The sequence below is a fragment of the Sphingobium sp. EM0848 genome, from assembly GCF_013375555.1.
Lineage (GTDB): Bacteria > Pseudomonadota > Alphaproteobacteria > Sphingomonadales > Sphingomonadaceae > Sphingobium.
Window position 1 is genome coordinate 3,156,688 of record NZ_JABXWB010000001.1, and the last position, 13,759, is coordinate 3,170,446.

At 61.3% G+C, this 13,759-nt stretch carries 11 protein-coding genes; 10 read left to right on the forward strand and 1 reads right to left on the reverse strand.

What is annotated here, in order from left to right; genetic code table 11:
- Positions 1 to 75 precede the first annotated feature (75 nt).
- The 7 genes from HUK73_RS15425 (at position 76) to HUK73_RS15455 (ending at position 8,420) form a co-directional block, all read left to right on the forward strand.
- Positions 76 to 1,353: a polysaccharide pyruvyl transferase family protein gene (locus HUK73_RS15425; protein WP_176592689.1), complete on the forward strand. Its 1,278-nt coding sequence runs from the start codon at positions 76 to 78 to the stop codon at positions 1,351 to 1,353.
- On the forward strand, positions 1,350 to 2,567 hold the full coding sequence (locus HUK73_RS15430; protein WP_176592690.1) for a Coenzyme F420 hydrogenase/dehydrogenase, beta subunit C-terminal domain: 1,218 nt from the start codon (positions 1,350 to 1,352) through the stop codon (positions 2,565 to 2,567). The genes HUK73_RS15425 and HUK73_RS15430 overlap by 4 nt, the downstream gene beginning before the upstream one ends.
- A gap of 74 nt (positions 2,568 to 2,641) precedes the next feature.
- Entirely contained in the window at positions 2,642 to 3,844 is a 1,203-nt protein-coding gene (locus HUK73_RS15435) for an outer membrane beta-barrel protein (protein WP_176592691.1), read from the forward strand.
- Between the two features lie 35 nt (positions 3,845 to 3,879).
- Positions 3,880 to 4,704, forward strand: a complete 825-nt coding sequence (locus tag HUK73_RS15440) for a polysaccharide biosynthesis/export family protein (RefSeq protein WP_255326298.1) — start codon at positions 3,880 to 3,882, stop codon at positions 4,702 to 4,704.
- A gap of 23 nt (positions 4,705 to 4,727) precedes the next feature.
- A complete protein-coding gene (locus tag HUK73_RS15445) occupies positions 4,728 to 6,059 on the forward strand; it encodes a Wzz/FepE/Etk N-terminal domain-containing protein (protein ID WP_176592692.1) in 1,332 nt (443 codons plus the stop codon).
- Positions 6,060 to 6,100: 41 nt separating this feature from the next.
- Positions 6,101 to 6,835, forward strand: a complete 735-nt coding sequence (locus tag HUK73_RS15450) for a CpsD/CapB family tyrosine-protein kinase (protein WP_176592693.1) — start codon at positions 6,101 to 6,103, stop codon at positions 6,833 to 6,835.
- Between the two features lie 187 nt (positions 6,836 to 7,022).
- Positions 7,023 to 8,420: a sugar transferase gene (locus HUK73_RS15455; RefSeq protein WP_176592694.1), complete on the forward strand. Its 1,398-nt coding sequence runs from the start codon at positions 7,023 to 7,025 to the stop codon at positions 8,418 to 8,420.
- A gap of 76 nt (positions 8,421 to 8,496) precedes the next feature.
- Here the strand turns inward: HUK73_RS15455 and HUK73_RS15460 are convergent, their stop codons facing one another.
- Entirely contained in the window at positions 8,497 to 10,212 is a 1,716-nt protein-coding gene (locus tag HUK73_RS15460) for a type I secretion system permease/ATPase (protein WP_176592695.1), read from the reverse strand.
- A gap of 408 nt (positions 10,213 to 10,620) precedes the next feature.
- Between HUK73_RS15460 and HUK73_RS15465 the strand changes: the two genes are divergently transcribed.
- The 3 genes from HUK73_RS15465 (at position 10,621) to HUK73_RS15475 (ending at position 13,743) form a co-directional block, all read left to right on the forward strand.
- Positions 10,621 to 12,207 (forward strand): O-antigen ligase, encoded by a 1,587-nt coding sequence (locus HUK73_RS15465; protein WP_176592696.1) that lies wholly within the window; start codon positions 10,621 to 10,623, stop codon positions 12,205 to 12,207.
- Between the two features lie 147 nt (positions 12,208 to 12,354).
- Positions 12,355 to 13,332, forward strand: a complete 978-nt coding sequence (locus HUK73_RS15470; RefSeq protein WP_176592697.1) for a UDP-glucuronic acid decarboxylase family protein — start codon at positions 12,355 to 12,357, stop codon at positions 13,330 to 13,332.
- A gap of 147 nt (positions 13,333 to 13,479) precedes the next feature.
- A complete protein-coding gene (locus tag HUK73_RS15475; RefSeq protein ID WP_176592698.1) occupies positions 13,480 to 13,743 on the forward strand; it encodes a hypothetical protein in 264 nt (87 codons plus the stop codon).
- Positions 13,744 to 13,759: the final 16 nt, after the last annotated feature.

Sequence of the window (13,759 nt, forward strand, 5' to 3'; positions counted from 1 at the left end):
CAGCAATTTGGGGATGAAGAGCAGCATTGCCGGCTTTGGCGCGGGCATGTTGTGCGTGCGAAATGGCGGTATGGCTTGATCGATACATCTTCAATGACGCCGGATGTAATCGAAGCTGACGCGCAGGCCGGTAACGTTGTGGCAAAGGAACAGAAGTCTGCATATGCGGCGGATATTCGTCCGATTCGCATCGGTCTTCTGTGGCATTCCCTCAGTTCGGGCAATCTGGGGGTCGGTGCGCTGACTCTGGCCAATCTGGCGCTTGCGTCCCAGGTTGCGCGCGACATGAAGCTGTCGCCGCGCTTCCTGGTGATGAGCATGCGGGACGGTGACGCGCCACGCATCGGTGGACCGGATATCGAAAGCTTCACGGTCGACAGCGCCCGGCTGGTGAAGCCGGGTGGCTTCCTGAAAGCCGTCAATGGCGTCGATTGCGTGCTCGATATCGGAGCGGGCGACAGCTTCGCCGATATTTACGGACCCAAGCGCTTCCTGTTCCTGTGGCTGACCAAGGTGATGACATTGGCGCGCCGCAAGCCGCTGCTGTTGTCGCCGCAAACCATCGGCCCCTTCACCAAATGGGGGTATCGCCTGCTCGGCGCATGGGCGATGCGTGGGGCCTCCAGCGTGGTTGCCCGCGACGACAAGTCGCTTGCCGTGGCCGAAGCGATGGCGCCCGGTGCGCGGATCAGGCTGGCCGTCGATGTCGCCTTTGTCCTGCCCTATGAGAACCGCCGGCATCTGGCAGGCCGGGGGGCGCTGAGGGTAGGCGTCAACGCGTCGGGACTGTTGTTCCATGAAGCGGAGAGCGGCCGGAATCGTTTTGGCCTTGGTCATGATTATGCGCAGTTCACGCGCAGGTTGATTGCGGAGCTGCTGGATCGCGGCGTGGAGGTTCATCTGGTGCCGCACGCGACCAGCAAGGGCGATCCGACCGACGATGACGGTCGGTTGGCGGACCGGCTGGCGGCGGAATTTCCTGCGGCGGTGCGGGTGCCCGAATTTGCCGGACCGAGCGAAGCCAAATCCTATATTTCCGGGCTGGATTTCCTCGTCGCCGGACGCATGCATGCCTGCATCGGTGCCTATTCGGCGGGCACGCCGGTCGTGCCCGTCGCCTATAGCCGCAAGTTCGACGGCCTGTTCGCTATGCTCGGCCATGGCTGGATGGTGCCGGTAAACGGCGTGGGTACGGATGCAGCGGTCGATTATGTGCTGGGCGCACTGGACGACAGGGACGTCATCGCCGCTGCGCAGGCCGAAGGAATGAAACGCGTGGACGCGATGCTCGACGTCTATCGCGATGAATTGCGGATGGTGTTCGCGCGCGCTCTGGGAACGGCGCGGGCATGATCGCATCCTCTCCGACCTTGCGGCGCGTCGAACGTGGCGAACTCTGCGCCGGTTGCGGCCTTTGCGTGGGCATTGCCGATGGAGCGGTGACGATGGAAACCGTGGCGCCCGGATACAGCCGCCCGCGACAGGTCGCTCCTATCGCTGATGCGGTTGAGGCGAGCATTGCCGGTTCCTGCCCCGGTTCGACGGTCGCGCCATGGCAGAGTGCACCGAACCGCCACCATAGCTGGGGTCCATGGCACCGCACGATGACCGGCCATGCCAGCGACGAGCACATCCGCCATGCCGGATCGTCCGGTGGCGCCATCTCGGCGCTGTTGATCGTTGCTCTCGAAACCGGGTTGGTCGACCGCGTTCTGCATGTCGATGCGGACCCGGACCAGCCGACGCGCAATCGTATCCGATGGTCGGACAGCGCCGACCAGATCGTTGCGGGATCGGGATCGCGCTACGCTGCTTCATCGCCGCTGGCCGCCATTGACCGGGCGTTGCGGGAGGGCGCGCGGTTCGCCTTCGTCGGCAAGCCCTGCGACGTGTCGGCGCTGCGTCAATATGTCCGGCATGATTCGCGGGTTGCCGGGCAAGTACCGTTGATGCTGTCCTTTTTCTGCGGCGGTTTGCCCAGTCATGACGGCGCCGACCGGATCATTCGCGCCATGGGGCTGGAGCCGGACGAGGTGGTGGATTTCCGCTATCGCGGCAATGGCTGGCCGGGCCTGACCCGCGCCGTCACCGCCGATGGCCGGAGCGGCGAAATGCGCTACGCCGAAAGCTGGGGCGGGCATCTGGCCAGTCAGGTGCAGTTCCGCTGCAAGATTTGCCCCGATGCGGTCGGCGGCGTCGCGGACATTGCCTGCGCCGACGCCTGGTACGGCGGCGAAAGCGGTTATCCCACATTCGAGGAACAGGCGGGGCGCAGCCTCATCATGACGCGTTCCGCCGCGGGAGAGGCGCTGCTGGACGCCGCCATGGCGCGGGGCGCCATCATTGCCGAGCCGCTGGACATAGGCGAGGTTGATCTGATGCAGCCTGCCCAGGCGCGGCGTAAGCGCATGGTGCAGGCGCGGCTGGCCGCCAGCCTCGTCACCGCGCAGCCGCGTCCGAAGGTGAAGGGGCTGGATGTGGGCAAGGCTGCGCGCACGGCAGGTTGGCGGGAAAGCCTCAGCAATTTCGCGGGCACGGCGCGGCGTATCATTCTGGGGCGGCGATGAATGGTCGGGCTATCGTCAAAACCGGAAGTTCGGCTATGAGACCGCGCCATTGCCGATCAGGGGGAATCATCGGAATGAAAATCATGAGCGCGGGAGGCGCCACGCTGCTGTTCGGTGCAGCCCTGTTGTCGCCGGCTCAGGCGCAGGAGGCCAAACGCCTCCAGTTCGATCTGGGCGGCGAGATATTATATGACAGCAACGTCACCCGCGGCAGCGAGGCCGCGGCGCAGGCCCGTGGATTGCAGCAGGAAGATACCCGTTTTTCTCCCAATGCGGCCGTGACGCTGAATTTGCCGACAGGGCCTCACCGCCTGATGCTGACGGGCTCGGCCGCTTATGATTTCTACGCCCGCAACAGCCGCCTCAATCGCGAGCGGATCAAGGCGGACGGTCATTTCTATCTGAACCTGCCGATTTGCGCAGTGGAACTGCGCGGCAGCTTCCATCGCCGGCAGAGCGATCTGGGCGATCTCGATATCACGGCGATCGATCCGAAGGGCAGTTCCAAAAATGTCGAAACTGCCAAGGGGGCAGGCGCTACGGTGAGTTGCGGCGGACAGATCGGCCTGCGCCCAGTCGCCATGATCGACTGGTATGATGCGCGCAACAGCGCGGCCCTGCGCAAGACCGCCGACAACCGATCCGTCAGCTATGGCGGCGGGTTGCTTTATGTGCATCCAGCGATCGGCAATATCACGCTCTATGTCGGCCGGCGAGAGGTGGACTATCCCAATCGTACGCCCCTGCTGACATCGGCGCTAACCAGTTTCGACGCAGACCGCTATGGATTGATGTTCAGTCGCGATGTCGGTGCGCAACTGAAGGTGGGTGGCGAAATCTTCTATACCGACGTCACGTTGAGCAATGGGCGCAGCGGATTTAGCGGCGTCAACTGGAACGCGAATGCCAAGCTCAACCTGTCCCGGATGGAGATTGAGGGCGAAACCGGCAAGTCGGTCGACACGTCGCAGGGTTTCGATGCGAATTATGTCTTGCGGCGCAATCACGAACTGAGAATCCGTTATGCTCTCGGCGCTCGCCTGACGGCCTTGCTGGCGGGTTCGATCAGTGTTCGTGACTATAATTACGAACCGGGCGTGGTCGCCTCGCGGATCGATCATGACAATATGAAACGCGTGTCGGCCGGTCTGGACTACAAGGTCAGCAACAGGATGACCATCGGTCTGGAAACGGCTTATCAACGACGAAATGCTAATGGCACGCTCTACGATTATGATTCGTATCAGGCGGGGTTGCGGGTGAGTACTGCTTTTTAAGGCAGTTGGAAGAATATGGGAAAGTTGGAGGCGTCATGCACCTGAAGGGTCTGTTCCGTTCCGCCTGGCTGATGATCGGGCTTTTGCCGGTGGCGCCTGTCGCCGCCCAACAGGCGACCGTGCCGATGGCCGCCATTCCGGCGGCGGCGCAGGCATCGCTCAGCGACGGCTATGTGCTGGGGCCGGGCGACGTGATCGAATTGAGCGTGATGGGACGCGACGATTATCGCGCGCGCCTGCAATTGCAGACGGATGGTGTGATCGAGCTGCCGTTGATCGGCAATGTCGTTGCCGCGAACAAGACCGTTCTCCAGTTGAAGGAGGAAGTCCGCAATCGGCTGAAGTCCGGGGGCTATTTCGCCAACCCTATCGTCAACGTGACGATCGCCACCTATGCGAGCCGCTATGTCGTCGTGCTGGGCGAAGTGGCGTCGCCGGGCATCGTGCCTATCGATCGCGCCTATCGCATTTCCGAAATCCTCGCCCGCGTTGGCGGCGCGAAGGACAATGGCGGCAACATGCTGACCATTACCCGGGCATCCGGTGAAGAGATCAGGCTGAACGTCAAGGATATCGCGACCGGAGGGGGCGACAAGGATCCGCTGGTCAATGCGGGCGACAAGATCTTTCTGGCGGAGGCGGCGACCTTCTATGTCTATGGTCAGGTCAATGCGCCGGGCAATTACAAGATCGAACCGGGCATGACCCTGCGCATGGCGATTGCACGCAGCGGCGGCCTGACGACAATGGGTTCGGAAAAACGCGCGAAGGTGACGCGCGACGGCCGTGAAGTCCGTGTCGGGCTGGACGACGTCATCACCGACAAGGACGTGATCGTCGTCGGTCAGAAGTTCTTTTAAGGATCGGGCCGGGGAGGCGCACAATGAGCTTTTTACAGTTTTTCCGGATACTTTGGGCGCATCGTCTGCTCATCGTCCTGACGACATTGGCCTGTGCGTCGGCCGCCTTCCTGGTCGCCAAGCTCATCCCGGAGCGCTATGATGCGCACAGCCGCGTCATGCTCGACGTGATGAAACCCGATCCGATTACCGGCGAAGTCATTTCGAACAGCTTCGCCCGGGCCTATACCAATACGCAGATCGAACTGATCACCGACTATCGCTTTGCGGGGGCAGTGGTGGATCAGCTCGGCTGGATGAAGCAGCCCAGCTTCCAGCAGGCCTATGAGGCGCAGGCGCGCCCCGGCGATGGCGGGTTCCGCCGTTGGCTGACCCAGATCGTCGTCGGCAATACGGCGGTCAAGCTGATTCCCGGCACGGCGATCCTCGACATCAGCTATTCCTCGACTTCTCCTGAAGCTGCACGGAAGGTGGCCGATGCGCTGCGCACGGCCTATGTGAATCAGAGCATCGCTTTCCGGCGCGAAGGGGCGGCGTCGAACGCGGCCTGGTTCCGTAGCCAGGGAGAGGCCCTGCGCCGGCAATTGACCGAGGCGCAGCAGCGCAAGACGGCTTATGAGAAGGCGAATGGCATCGTCCTGCAGGACGACTGGTCCGACGCCGATTCCAGCCGCCTCAAGGCGTTGTCCAGTCAGGTTCCGATGTCCGTTCCCGGCGTGGTGGTCCCGCAGGCATCGGCCGCTCAGGCGCAACTCGCGCAATTGGACGCGCAGATCGCGACGATGACGCAAACGCTGGGGCCGAACCATCCCGATCTGGTGGCGATGCGCAATAATCGAGCCACGCTGGCCGCCACGGCGGCGCGCGAGCAGGCGAGCGCTCTGGCGGCGGCGCGGGCGGCGAGCGGTGGCGGGCAGTCCATCGACGGTCAGGTCGCGGCCCAGCAGAGCAAGGTCCTCGCCAAGCGTGAGAAGATCGATGAACTGCGCAAGATGCAGGCGACGATCGACGTGTTGCGCGATCAGGCGCAAAAGGTGATGGGCCGTGCCACGGAATTGGGGACCCAGGCGAGTTCCGACGAAAGCGGCCTCACCATGCTGGGCAGCGCGGTCGCGCCGAGCCGTCCATCCTGGCCCAATATTCCGATGATTGTCGGCGTGGCAGCCATGGGCGGTCTCGCGCTTGGCCTGCTGATCGCGCTGGGCACGGAACTGCTCGCCCGGCGGGTGCGTGGTCCCGAGGATCTGGTGCTGACCGGCGCGCCGGTGATCGGCGTTATCGTCAGTCAGGCCTCTCTCCAGCAGCGCAAGGGTGTTCTGGAATGGCTCGGGTTCAATCGCCCGGCTTCGGCTTGAATGGGCCACATCGTCCAAACGCATAGATCGCGGAGATCTCAATGAGCGACAACCAAGACGGGCAACTTCTGGACAGCCCGGCAGATAGCGAGAAGCAGCCGACGGTCTCCGAAACGATCCCAACTCTGCCGGAGGTGCAATATCATCTCTCCGATCAGGTGGTGGTGTCCGTTGGCGCGGGTTCGCCCGAAGGCGAATCCATGGGCGCGTTGCGCACCCAGTTGATGTCGCAGCATCTGAAGGAAGGCCGCCGCGCGCTGGCCATCTGTTCACCCAGCAAGGCGGGACGAACGTCTTTCATTGCCGTCAATCTTGCGGTGGCGCTTACGCAGGCCGGTGTCAGGACTTTGCTGATCGATACCAATATGCGCGCGCCCAAGGTTCAGTCCTATATCGTTCCATCGCGCCCGGTACGCGGATTGGCCGATTGTCTGGAAGACGCTGCGGTCGAATTCGGCGAAGTGATCCAGGATGACGTCCTTCCTTCACTGTCGGTCGTGTTTGCCGGTGGCCCGACGGACAAAGCGCAGGAACTGCTGGCGGGGCCGCGCTTCAAGTCGCTGGTCGATCTGTGCATGCGCGAATATGACATGATCATATTCGATACGGCGCCGACCAACGCCTGTGCCGACGCTCAGATCGTGGCGATGCTGGCGCGCTATGGGTTGGTCGTGGCGCGCAAGAATCTGAGCTATGTGAACGATATCAAGACGCTGATAGCCGATATGCGGGCGAACCGGGTCGAAGTCATCGGGACCGTGATCAACGAAGCCTGATGCCTGTGGACCCTTATTGTGACTGCCAATATTGCCGGGGAAATTGCGGCCCCGGCGTGAACAACTTCGAAGCTGCTGCTTGATTGTACCAAAATGTGCATTTCCAGATGGGATTTATAGTTGATTCAATGAATTGATAAACTAGTTGCATCCTCATGGAATATTTCTCGGTTGGAGCGAAGGCCGGATGACGGTGTATAGTTCGACGGCGCCAGCAACCCAGGACGGCTCGACATTTGGGTCGTCCCGGTTATTTGCGACGACAGAGTCGGTTCGCATCGCCGTCTATTGCACCCAGATCGTTCTTGATTTGCTCGCGGTGACGGTCGCTTTCGCGGTCGCCCATATCGCCCGTACCGGTAGCCCGATCAAAGGAGATGAATCGGGTTTCTTCTTTATCGTCGTCCCGCTCTTCATGGCCGCGAGTTTCTATGCACGGTCCTATGGCTTCGAAGCACTGACTTCGGTGCGGCGGGCAATGGGACGGATTGCCGGGGCGCTCGTCATTACTCTGGCGGTCTATATTCTTCTTCTTTTTGCCTTCAAAAATTCGCAGGACATATCGCGCATCGCGTTCTTCATGGGAGCCGGCCTCAGCCTCATCTTCCTGATAGCGATCCGTCTGCCGGTGATCTGGCTGACCCGCAAGCTGGGGTCGCGCTTCTATCGTCGCATTCTGGTCGTCGACGATTCGCCGATGGAAGCGCCGCATTATTTCGAAATCATCGACGCGTCTGATCAGGGTATTTCACCCCGGCTGGACGATCCGTTCATGCTCCATAATTTTTCCACGCTGGTGGCGGGAGCAGACCGCATCGTGGTGTCATGTAGCGCAGAGCGGCGGGCCCAATGGGCGATGTATCTGAAAGGGACCGGCTGCTGGGGCGAATTGCTGGTGCCCGAACTGATCGGCGTTTCTCCGGTCAATCACGAAGCCGATCTGCCCGTGGTGGGGGTGTGCGTTTCCAACGGTCCGCTGGACCTTGGCAATCGGGCGCTGAAGCGGATGCTGGACCTGGCGCTGACGGTCCCCGCCGTCGTGCTGCTCTCGCCGCTCATGATCCTGGTCGCCCTCTTGATCAAGATCGACAGCAGGGGGCCGATCCTGTTCAAGCAGACCCGCATGGGGCGGAGCAACAGGCTGTTCCACGTCTACAAGTTTCGCAGCATGTACGACGAAAGCAGCGACCATGCCGGTGTGCGATCCGCATCGCGGGCGGATGACCGGATCACCCGCGTGGGCCGTTTGATCCGGGCGACCAGCATCGATGAACTGCCGCAGCTGTTCAATGTGATCGAAGGCGACATGAGTCTGGTCGGTCCACGTCCCCATGCCTTGGGATCGTTGGCGGGCGAGCATCTGTTCTGGCATGTCGACGAACGCTATTGGCTGCGTCATACGATCAAACCCGGCATCACCGGCCTGGCGCAGGTCAGGGGGTATCGGGGCGCCACCGTCCGAAGCGACGATCTGTCACAGCGGCTGCAGAGCGATCTGGAATATGTCGCCAACTGGTCCATCCTGGGCGATATCGCCATTCTCATCAGGACTTCCTTGGTCATCATTCACCGCAACGCTTATTGACGGGGCAAGCGGAGCGTCCGATGGCGGCCGTTGCACGACAAGGCCGCCGTGCGCCAGGCTTGAGCGGGAGAAGGGGTCAGGCCTTTTGCGCGGCCGCCGGAAGAAGGTGCGGCACCAGCCGTTCCTTGGGACCAAAAGCTTGCGCCCGCCCGTTCCGCATCAGCAGGACGATGTCCACCGCTTGCAGGATCGATGGCCGGTGCGCCACGACGATGACAACCGCGCCGCGTGTTTTTGCCATGGCGACGGCGTCGCACAGGGCTTCCTCGCCGGGTGCGTCCAGGTTGGAATTGGGTTCGTCCAGCACCAGCAGGAATGGATCGCGGTATAGCGCCCGTGCGAGCGCGATCCGCTGCCGCTGCCCGGCGGACAGGCGAGCGCCGTCAGTGCCGACCTGGGTATCATAGCCTTCGGGCAGATGCAGGATCAGGTCGTGCACTCCTGCCTGGCGGGCGGCCTCTATCACCAGATCGGCGGGCGCGTCGGGCTCGAACCGGGCGATGTTTTCGGCCACCGTGCCGGTCAATAGTTCCACATTCTGCGGCACATAACCGATATGGCGGCCCAGATTGTCGATGTCCCACTGATCGAAAGTGGCGCCGTCCAGCCGGACGCTGCCGGTGACGGCGGGCAATATGCCGACCAGTCCCCGCACCAGCGTCGACTTGCCGCATCCGCTCGGCCCCAGAACGGCTATGGCTTCGCCCGCCTGTGCCAGGAACGATATGTTGAACACGGTCCTCTCTTCCGATCCGGCGGGGCTGAGCGTCAGATCTTCGACCGACAGCGCGCGACGGGGGGCGCGCAACGGCATCAGGGCGCGATCCTCGACAAGCTGGGGTAGGCTTTCTTCCAGCCGTTGCCAGCTGTCCCGCGCGGCGACCAGCGTCCGCCAGTTGCCGATCACCAACTCGACGGGGCCGAAGGCGCGCGCCGACAGGATCGAACTGGCGAAGATCACGCCGCCGCTTGCATAGCCGTTCATGACCAGCAGGGCGCCGACGGTCAGTACCAGCGACTGGAGCAGCAGGCGCACCATCTTGCTGATCGTGCTCATGGTTGACACCACATTGCTGACCCGCTCATGCGCGCCGAGATATTGGGTGCTGATCGTCGACCAGGCCATGCGGATGCGCGATTCCATGCCCATGACGTAAAGCGCTTCGGCATGGCGCCGGGAGGTGTCGGCCAAGCGGGTGCGGATATTGCCGATCCTGGTCATGCGAACCGTCTGCGCGGCTGTCAGCTTGTTGGTGATGGCCGTTAGCGCGACCAGCACCACAGCGCCCAGCAGCACCGTGATGCCAAGATAGGGATGCAGCAGGAAAAGGACGATGATGAAGAAGACCATCCAGGGAAGGTCCATCAGCGCCATGGGACCGGCGCTGGCCAGGAAGGAGCGGATCTGGTCAAGATCGCGCACCGGTTGCAGCGGGTCGCGTCCCGGCGATCGCCGGGCAATGAGGCCGACCAGCCGGTGGATGCGATCGCTGAGGTCGACCTCCATGGAGGCGGCCAGATGCATGAAGATGCGTGCGCGCAATGCCTCGAAAAAGCCCTGGAAGCTGTAGGCGATGATGACCATCAGCAGCAGCCCCAGCAAAGTGGGAATGCTTCGGCCCGGCAGGACCATGTCATAGACCATCATCATGTAGATGGAGCCGCTGAGCAGCAGCATGTTCAGCACGGCGCTGAGCACGCCCACCCAGATCATGCCGTGCCGCAGCCGTGCCTTGATGCCGGCAAGCGGTGACGGTCCACCATCCTGCATGGCCACAAGGTCAGTCGTCATTCTGTGCAGTATCCATCACCCGCCGATCTTTCGAAAAATGGCGATGCCACGATCATGGTTAATATTTGCCTCACTGCCGCATTTGCCGTGCAGGCCGGCAGGGAAAAACGTCTGCTGGATCAATACGCATCGCTTTTACATGCGCAAGTCATAGATCAGGAATAATGATCGCCATATCACAGAGTCTTCGAGATCGGGCGAGCATCCGTATCGCCATAATTCTCCGATAGCTGCTTTGGCAGAGGTTGAAAGGGCGAGGAAAGCCAATTACAGGTCGCGCATGACGCTGCCGTCCGCTCGCTTTAATCTATGTCGGAAGGGACGGATTCATGACATCCTGGGTAGAAATAGTTGGAGCATGGACTGCGCTTCGAACATGAATGCCCGTGAAGAGGGCGATCTTTTCCGATGAGCTTGTCGAAAGCGCCTGAAGGCTTGTCGGCGGCGGGCGGTTTCGCGCTGAGCGGATATACGCCGCCGCCGAAACACAGATGGCACCGGGAAATCCATCTGGCCCTCGTCGTCTGTCTGGCTGCGGTTTATGGCGGGTTGCTTGCCTTGTTCGCGGGCAGTCTGCTGGTTGAACTGCTGGCACCATTGGCGCTTTTCGCGCTGATACTGGTGTGGATGTTGCCGGACACGGAAAATCCGCCTGCTAAACTGATGTTCGGCTGCTTCTGGGGCTTCATCGGCGCGCAATTGCTGTGGCCGGATTATCTGGCGCTCGATTTGCCGGGATTGCCTTGGATCACGGCGTTGCGGCTGTTCAGCTTGCCCCTGTTGCTCCTCTTCATGATCTGTCTGTCCGTATCGCCTTCGATGCGGGGCGAAATGGCCCGGATCCTGAAGAGCGCGCCATGGACGTGGAAACTGCTCGTTGGCTTCATGGTCATGGCGGTGCTTTCCATCGGCTATTCCGACAATCCCGGAAGTTCGGCGGACAAGGTCGTGGTCGCCGGCCTGTATTGGACGCTGATCTTCTTCGCGGGCGCCTATATCTTCGCCCAGCCGGGACGAATGACCGCCTTTGCCTGGCTGCTCTGGGCCGCCGTGCTGTTCCTTTGCGTCATGGGGCTATGGGAACAAAGGCTGGGGCGGGTGCCATGGGCCGGGCATATCCCGTCTTTCCTGGCCGTGGGCGACGAAAGCGTTCAGCGTATTCTGGGCGGGTCCGCCCGTGCCGCCACCGGCATCTATCGGGTGCAGAGCAAGTTCAGCACCAGCCTGAATCTTGCAGAGTTTCTGGGGCTTGTGACGCCTTTCATCCTGCATTTCACGGTGGTGTCGCGCAATTGGATCATCCGGGTCGCGGCGGCGATGACCTTGCCGCTGATGTTCGTGGTCATCATCGCGACCGATTCGCGCCTGGGCATTGTTGGCTTTGCCCTGTCCTTCCTTTTCTACCTGTTCTTCTGGGGCTATCGGCGGCGCGCCACGCACGGCGACAGCCTGATCGGGACTGCGGTCCTCTTCGCCTATCCGGCCCTGCTGGTCGCCTTCATGGCGTCGACCATGTTCGTCCCCCGTGTCAGCGCCATGGTCTGGGGCAACGGCGCGCAGCAGGCCAGCAACGAAGCCCGGCAAGAGCAATATCGCGCCGGTATTCCCATGGTCGTCAAACAGCCCTGGGGCTATGGCATGGGGCGGGGGTCGGTGCGGCTGGGTTTCTTCAGTCCGGCAGGCATCAACACGATCGATACCTATGTACTGGCCGTTGCGCTGGAAGTCGGCATTCCCGGCCTGATCTGCTATTTCGGTATGGTGGGCGGGGCGATCTATGCGGGGGCCAGGGCGGTCCAGAATGCGCGTGACCGAGAGACGCAATTGTTGATCCCGCTCATTATTGCGCTGGCCAATTTTATGGTCATCAAGACCATTCTCAGCCAGCTCGACAACCATCCGCTTGTCTTTGCCATGCTGGGCGCGACAGTCGCGCTTGTCTATCGCGTGAAGAACCAAGAGCCAGATGTGGATACGCCGCAAACAAATTCGTAAAAGAATCGGCGACGGGTCTGTCGATTGTTTCTGTTTTCCGTGGGAAGGCCGGTAAAGTTACGTATCGATTCTTTAAGATTCAGACGTCACAACATGGCATGATGGCATGGCCATGCGATGGGACGTTGAAGGGGGCGAATAAAGGACATGGGGCAAAAGGATTATCGGCGTAAGCGGGTTCTGGTTACTGGAGGTGCCGGTTTTCTCGGTTCCCACCTGATCGACCGCCTTCTTGCGCGGGGCGATGAGGTCTTGTGCGTCGATAATCTGTTCACGGGGGACAAGAGCAACCTCGACCATCTGTTCAACCACCCCCGCTTCGAGTTCATGCGGCACGACATCTGCTTCCCGCTCTATGTGGAAGTCGACCATATCTACAACCTCGCCTGTCCGGCTTCGCCGATCCATTATCAGCATGATCCGGTGCAGACGACGAAGACGTCGGTGATCGGCGCCATCAATGTGCTGGGCCTGGCGAAGCGGTTGAAGGCGCGCGTGTTTCAGGCGTCGACCAGCGAGGTTTATGGCGATCCGGCCATCCACCCGCAGGTTGAAAGCTATTGGGGCAATGTGAACCCGATCGGGCTGCGGTCCTGTTATGACGAGGGCAAGCGGTGCGCCGAGACACTGTTCATGGACTATCGGCGGCAGCATGGGCTCGACATCAAGATCGCGCGCATCTTCAACACCTATGGTCCGCGCATGCATCCGGGCGATGGTCGGGTGGTGTCGAACTTCATCATCCAGGCGCTGGAGGGCAGGCCGATCACCATTTATGGCGACGGGTCGCAGACGCGATCCTTCTGCTATTATGCCGATCTGGTCGAAGCGTTCATCAGGCTGATGGACACCGACAATGACTTTACCGGCCCAATCAACATCGGCAATCCGGTCGAATTCACGATCAGGGAACTGGCCGAAACGGTTCTGGAACTGACCGGATCGCAATCCGAACTGATTTTCCTGCCCTTGCCCAGCGACGATCCGACGCAGCGCCGGCCCGACATCAGCGTGGCCCGCGACAAGCTGGACTGGGAACCTCGCACGCAATTACGCGAGGGTCTCGCTGCCACGATCGACTATTTCAGCAGCCTGCGGGACAAGGCGTTGCACAACGCGCTGTGATACGGCGCGTGCACATATCTGATGAACGAGGCAGGCGCGGCCGGATGGGCGTGCTTGCCTGAAAATTTCTCGAAAAGATGGAAAAAAGACTGTCCTACAGCATCTCGTCCTGAATAAGAACAAAAAGCGAACAAATGGGAGCGGCATATGGACAAGTTCGAAGCCAATAACGATACGGCATCCTCGCCGGCGCGTCACTGTTTCATCATCCAGCCCAATGACAATCAACCCATATCGCCGCTGCCCAAGGCGCTGCGGGCCGATGGCGACGGCGTTATCATGTTGCGCGCCGTGGATAGCGTTGCGGACGTGGCCCATCCGGTCAAGGCGGGTGAGATCATCCCGGTGCGGGCGGCTTATGTCCGCGCCACGGGGACTACGGGCCAAATCAGCATCATGGGCTATGCCTGATGCGGATGGGTTTCGG

Excerpts from the sequence above, each read along its gene's own strand:
- HUK73_RS15440 (WP_255326298.1), top strand. The coding sequence starts at position 3,880 with ATGCACCTGAAGGGTCTGTTCCGTTCCGCCTGGCTGATGATCGGGCTT.
- HUK73_RS15455 (WP_176592694.1), top strand. The coding sequence starts at position 7,023 with ATGACGGTGTATAGTTCGACGGCGCCAGCAACCCAGGACGGCTCGACA.
- HUK73_RS15470 (WP_176592697.1), top strand. The coding sequence starts at position 12,355 with ATGGGGCAAAAGGATTATCGGCGTAAGCGGGTTCTGGTTACTGGAGGT.
- HUK73_RS15445 (WP_176592692.1), top strand. The coding sequence starts at position 4,728 with ATGAGCTTTTTACAGTTTTTCCGGATACTTTGGGCGCATCGTCTGCTC.
- HUK73_RS15450 (WP_176592693.1), top strand. The coding sequence starts at position 6,101 with ATGAGCGACAACCAAGACGGGCAACTTCTGGACAGCCCGGCAGATAGC.
- HUK73_RS15460 (WP_176592695.1), bottom strand. The coding sequence starts at position 10,212 with ATGACGACTGACCTTGTGGCCATGCAGGATGGTGGACCGTCACCGCTT.
- HUK73_RS15465 (WP_176592696.1), top strand. The coding sequence starts at position 10,621 with ATGAGCTTGTCGAAAGCGCCTGAAGGCTTGTCGGCGGCGGGCGGTTTC.
- HUK73_RS15430 (WP_176592690.1), top strand. The coding sequence starts at position 1,350 with ATGATCGCATCCTCTCCGACCTTGCGGCGCGTCGAACGTGGCGAACTC.
- HUK73_RS15475 (WP_176592698.1), top strand. The coding sequence starts at position 13,480 with ATGGACAAGTTCGAAGCCAATAACGATACGGCATCCTCGCCGGCGCGT.
- HUK73_RS15435 (WP_176592691.1), top strand. The coding sequence starts at position 2,642 with ATGAAAATCATGAGCGCGGGAGGCGCCACGCTGCTGTTCGGTGCAGCC.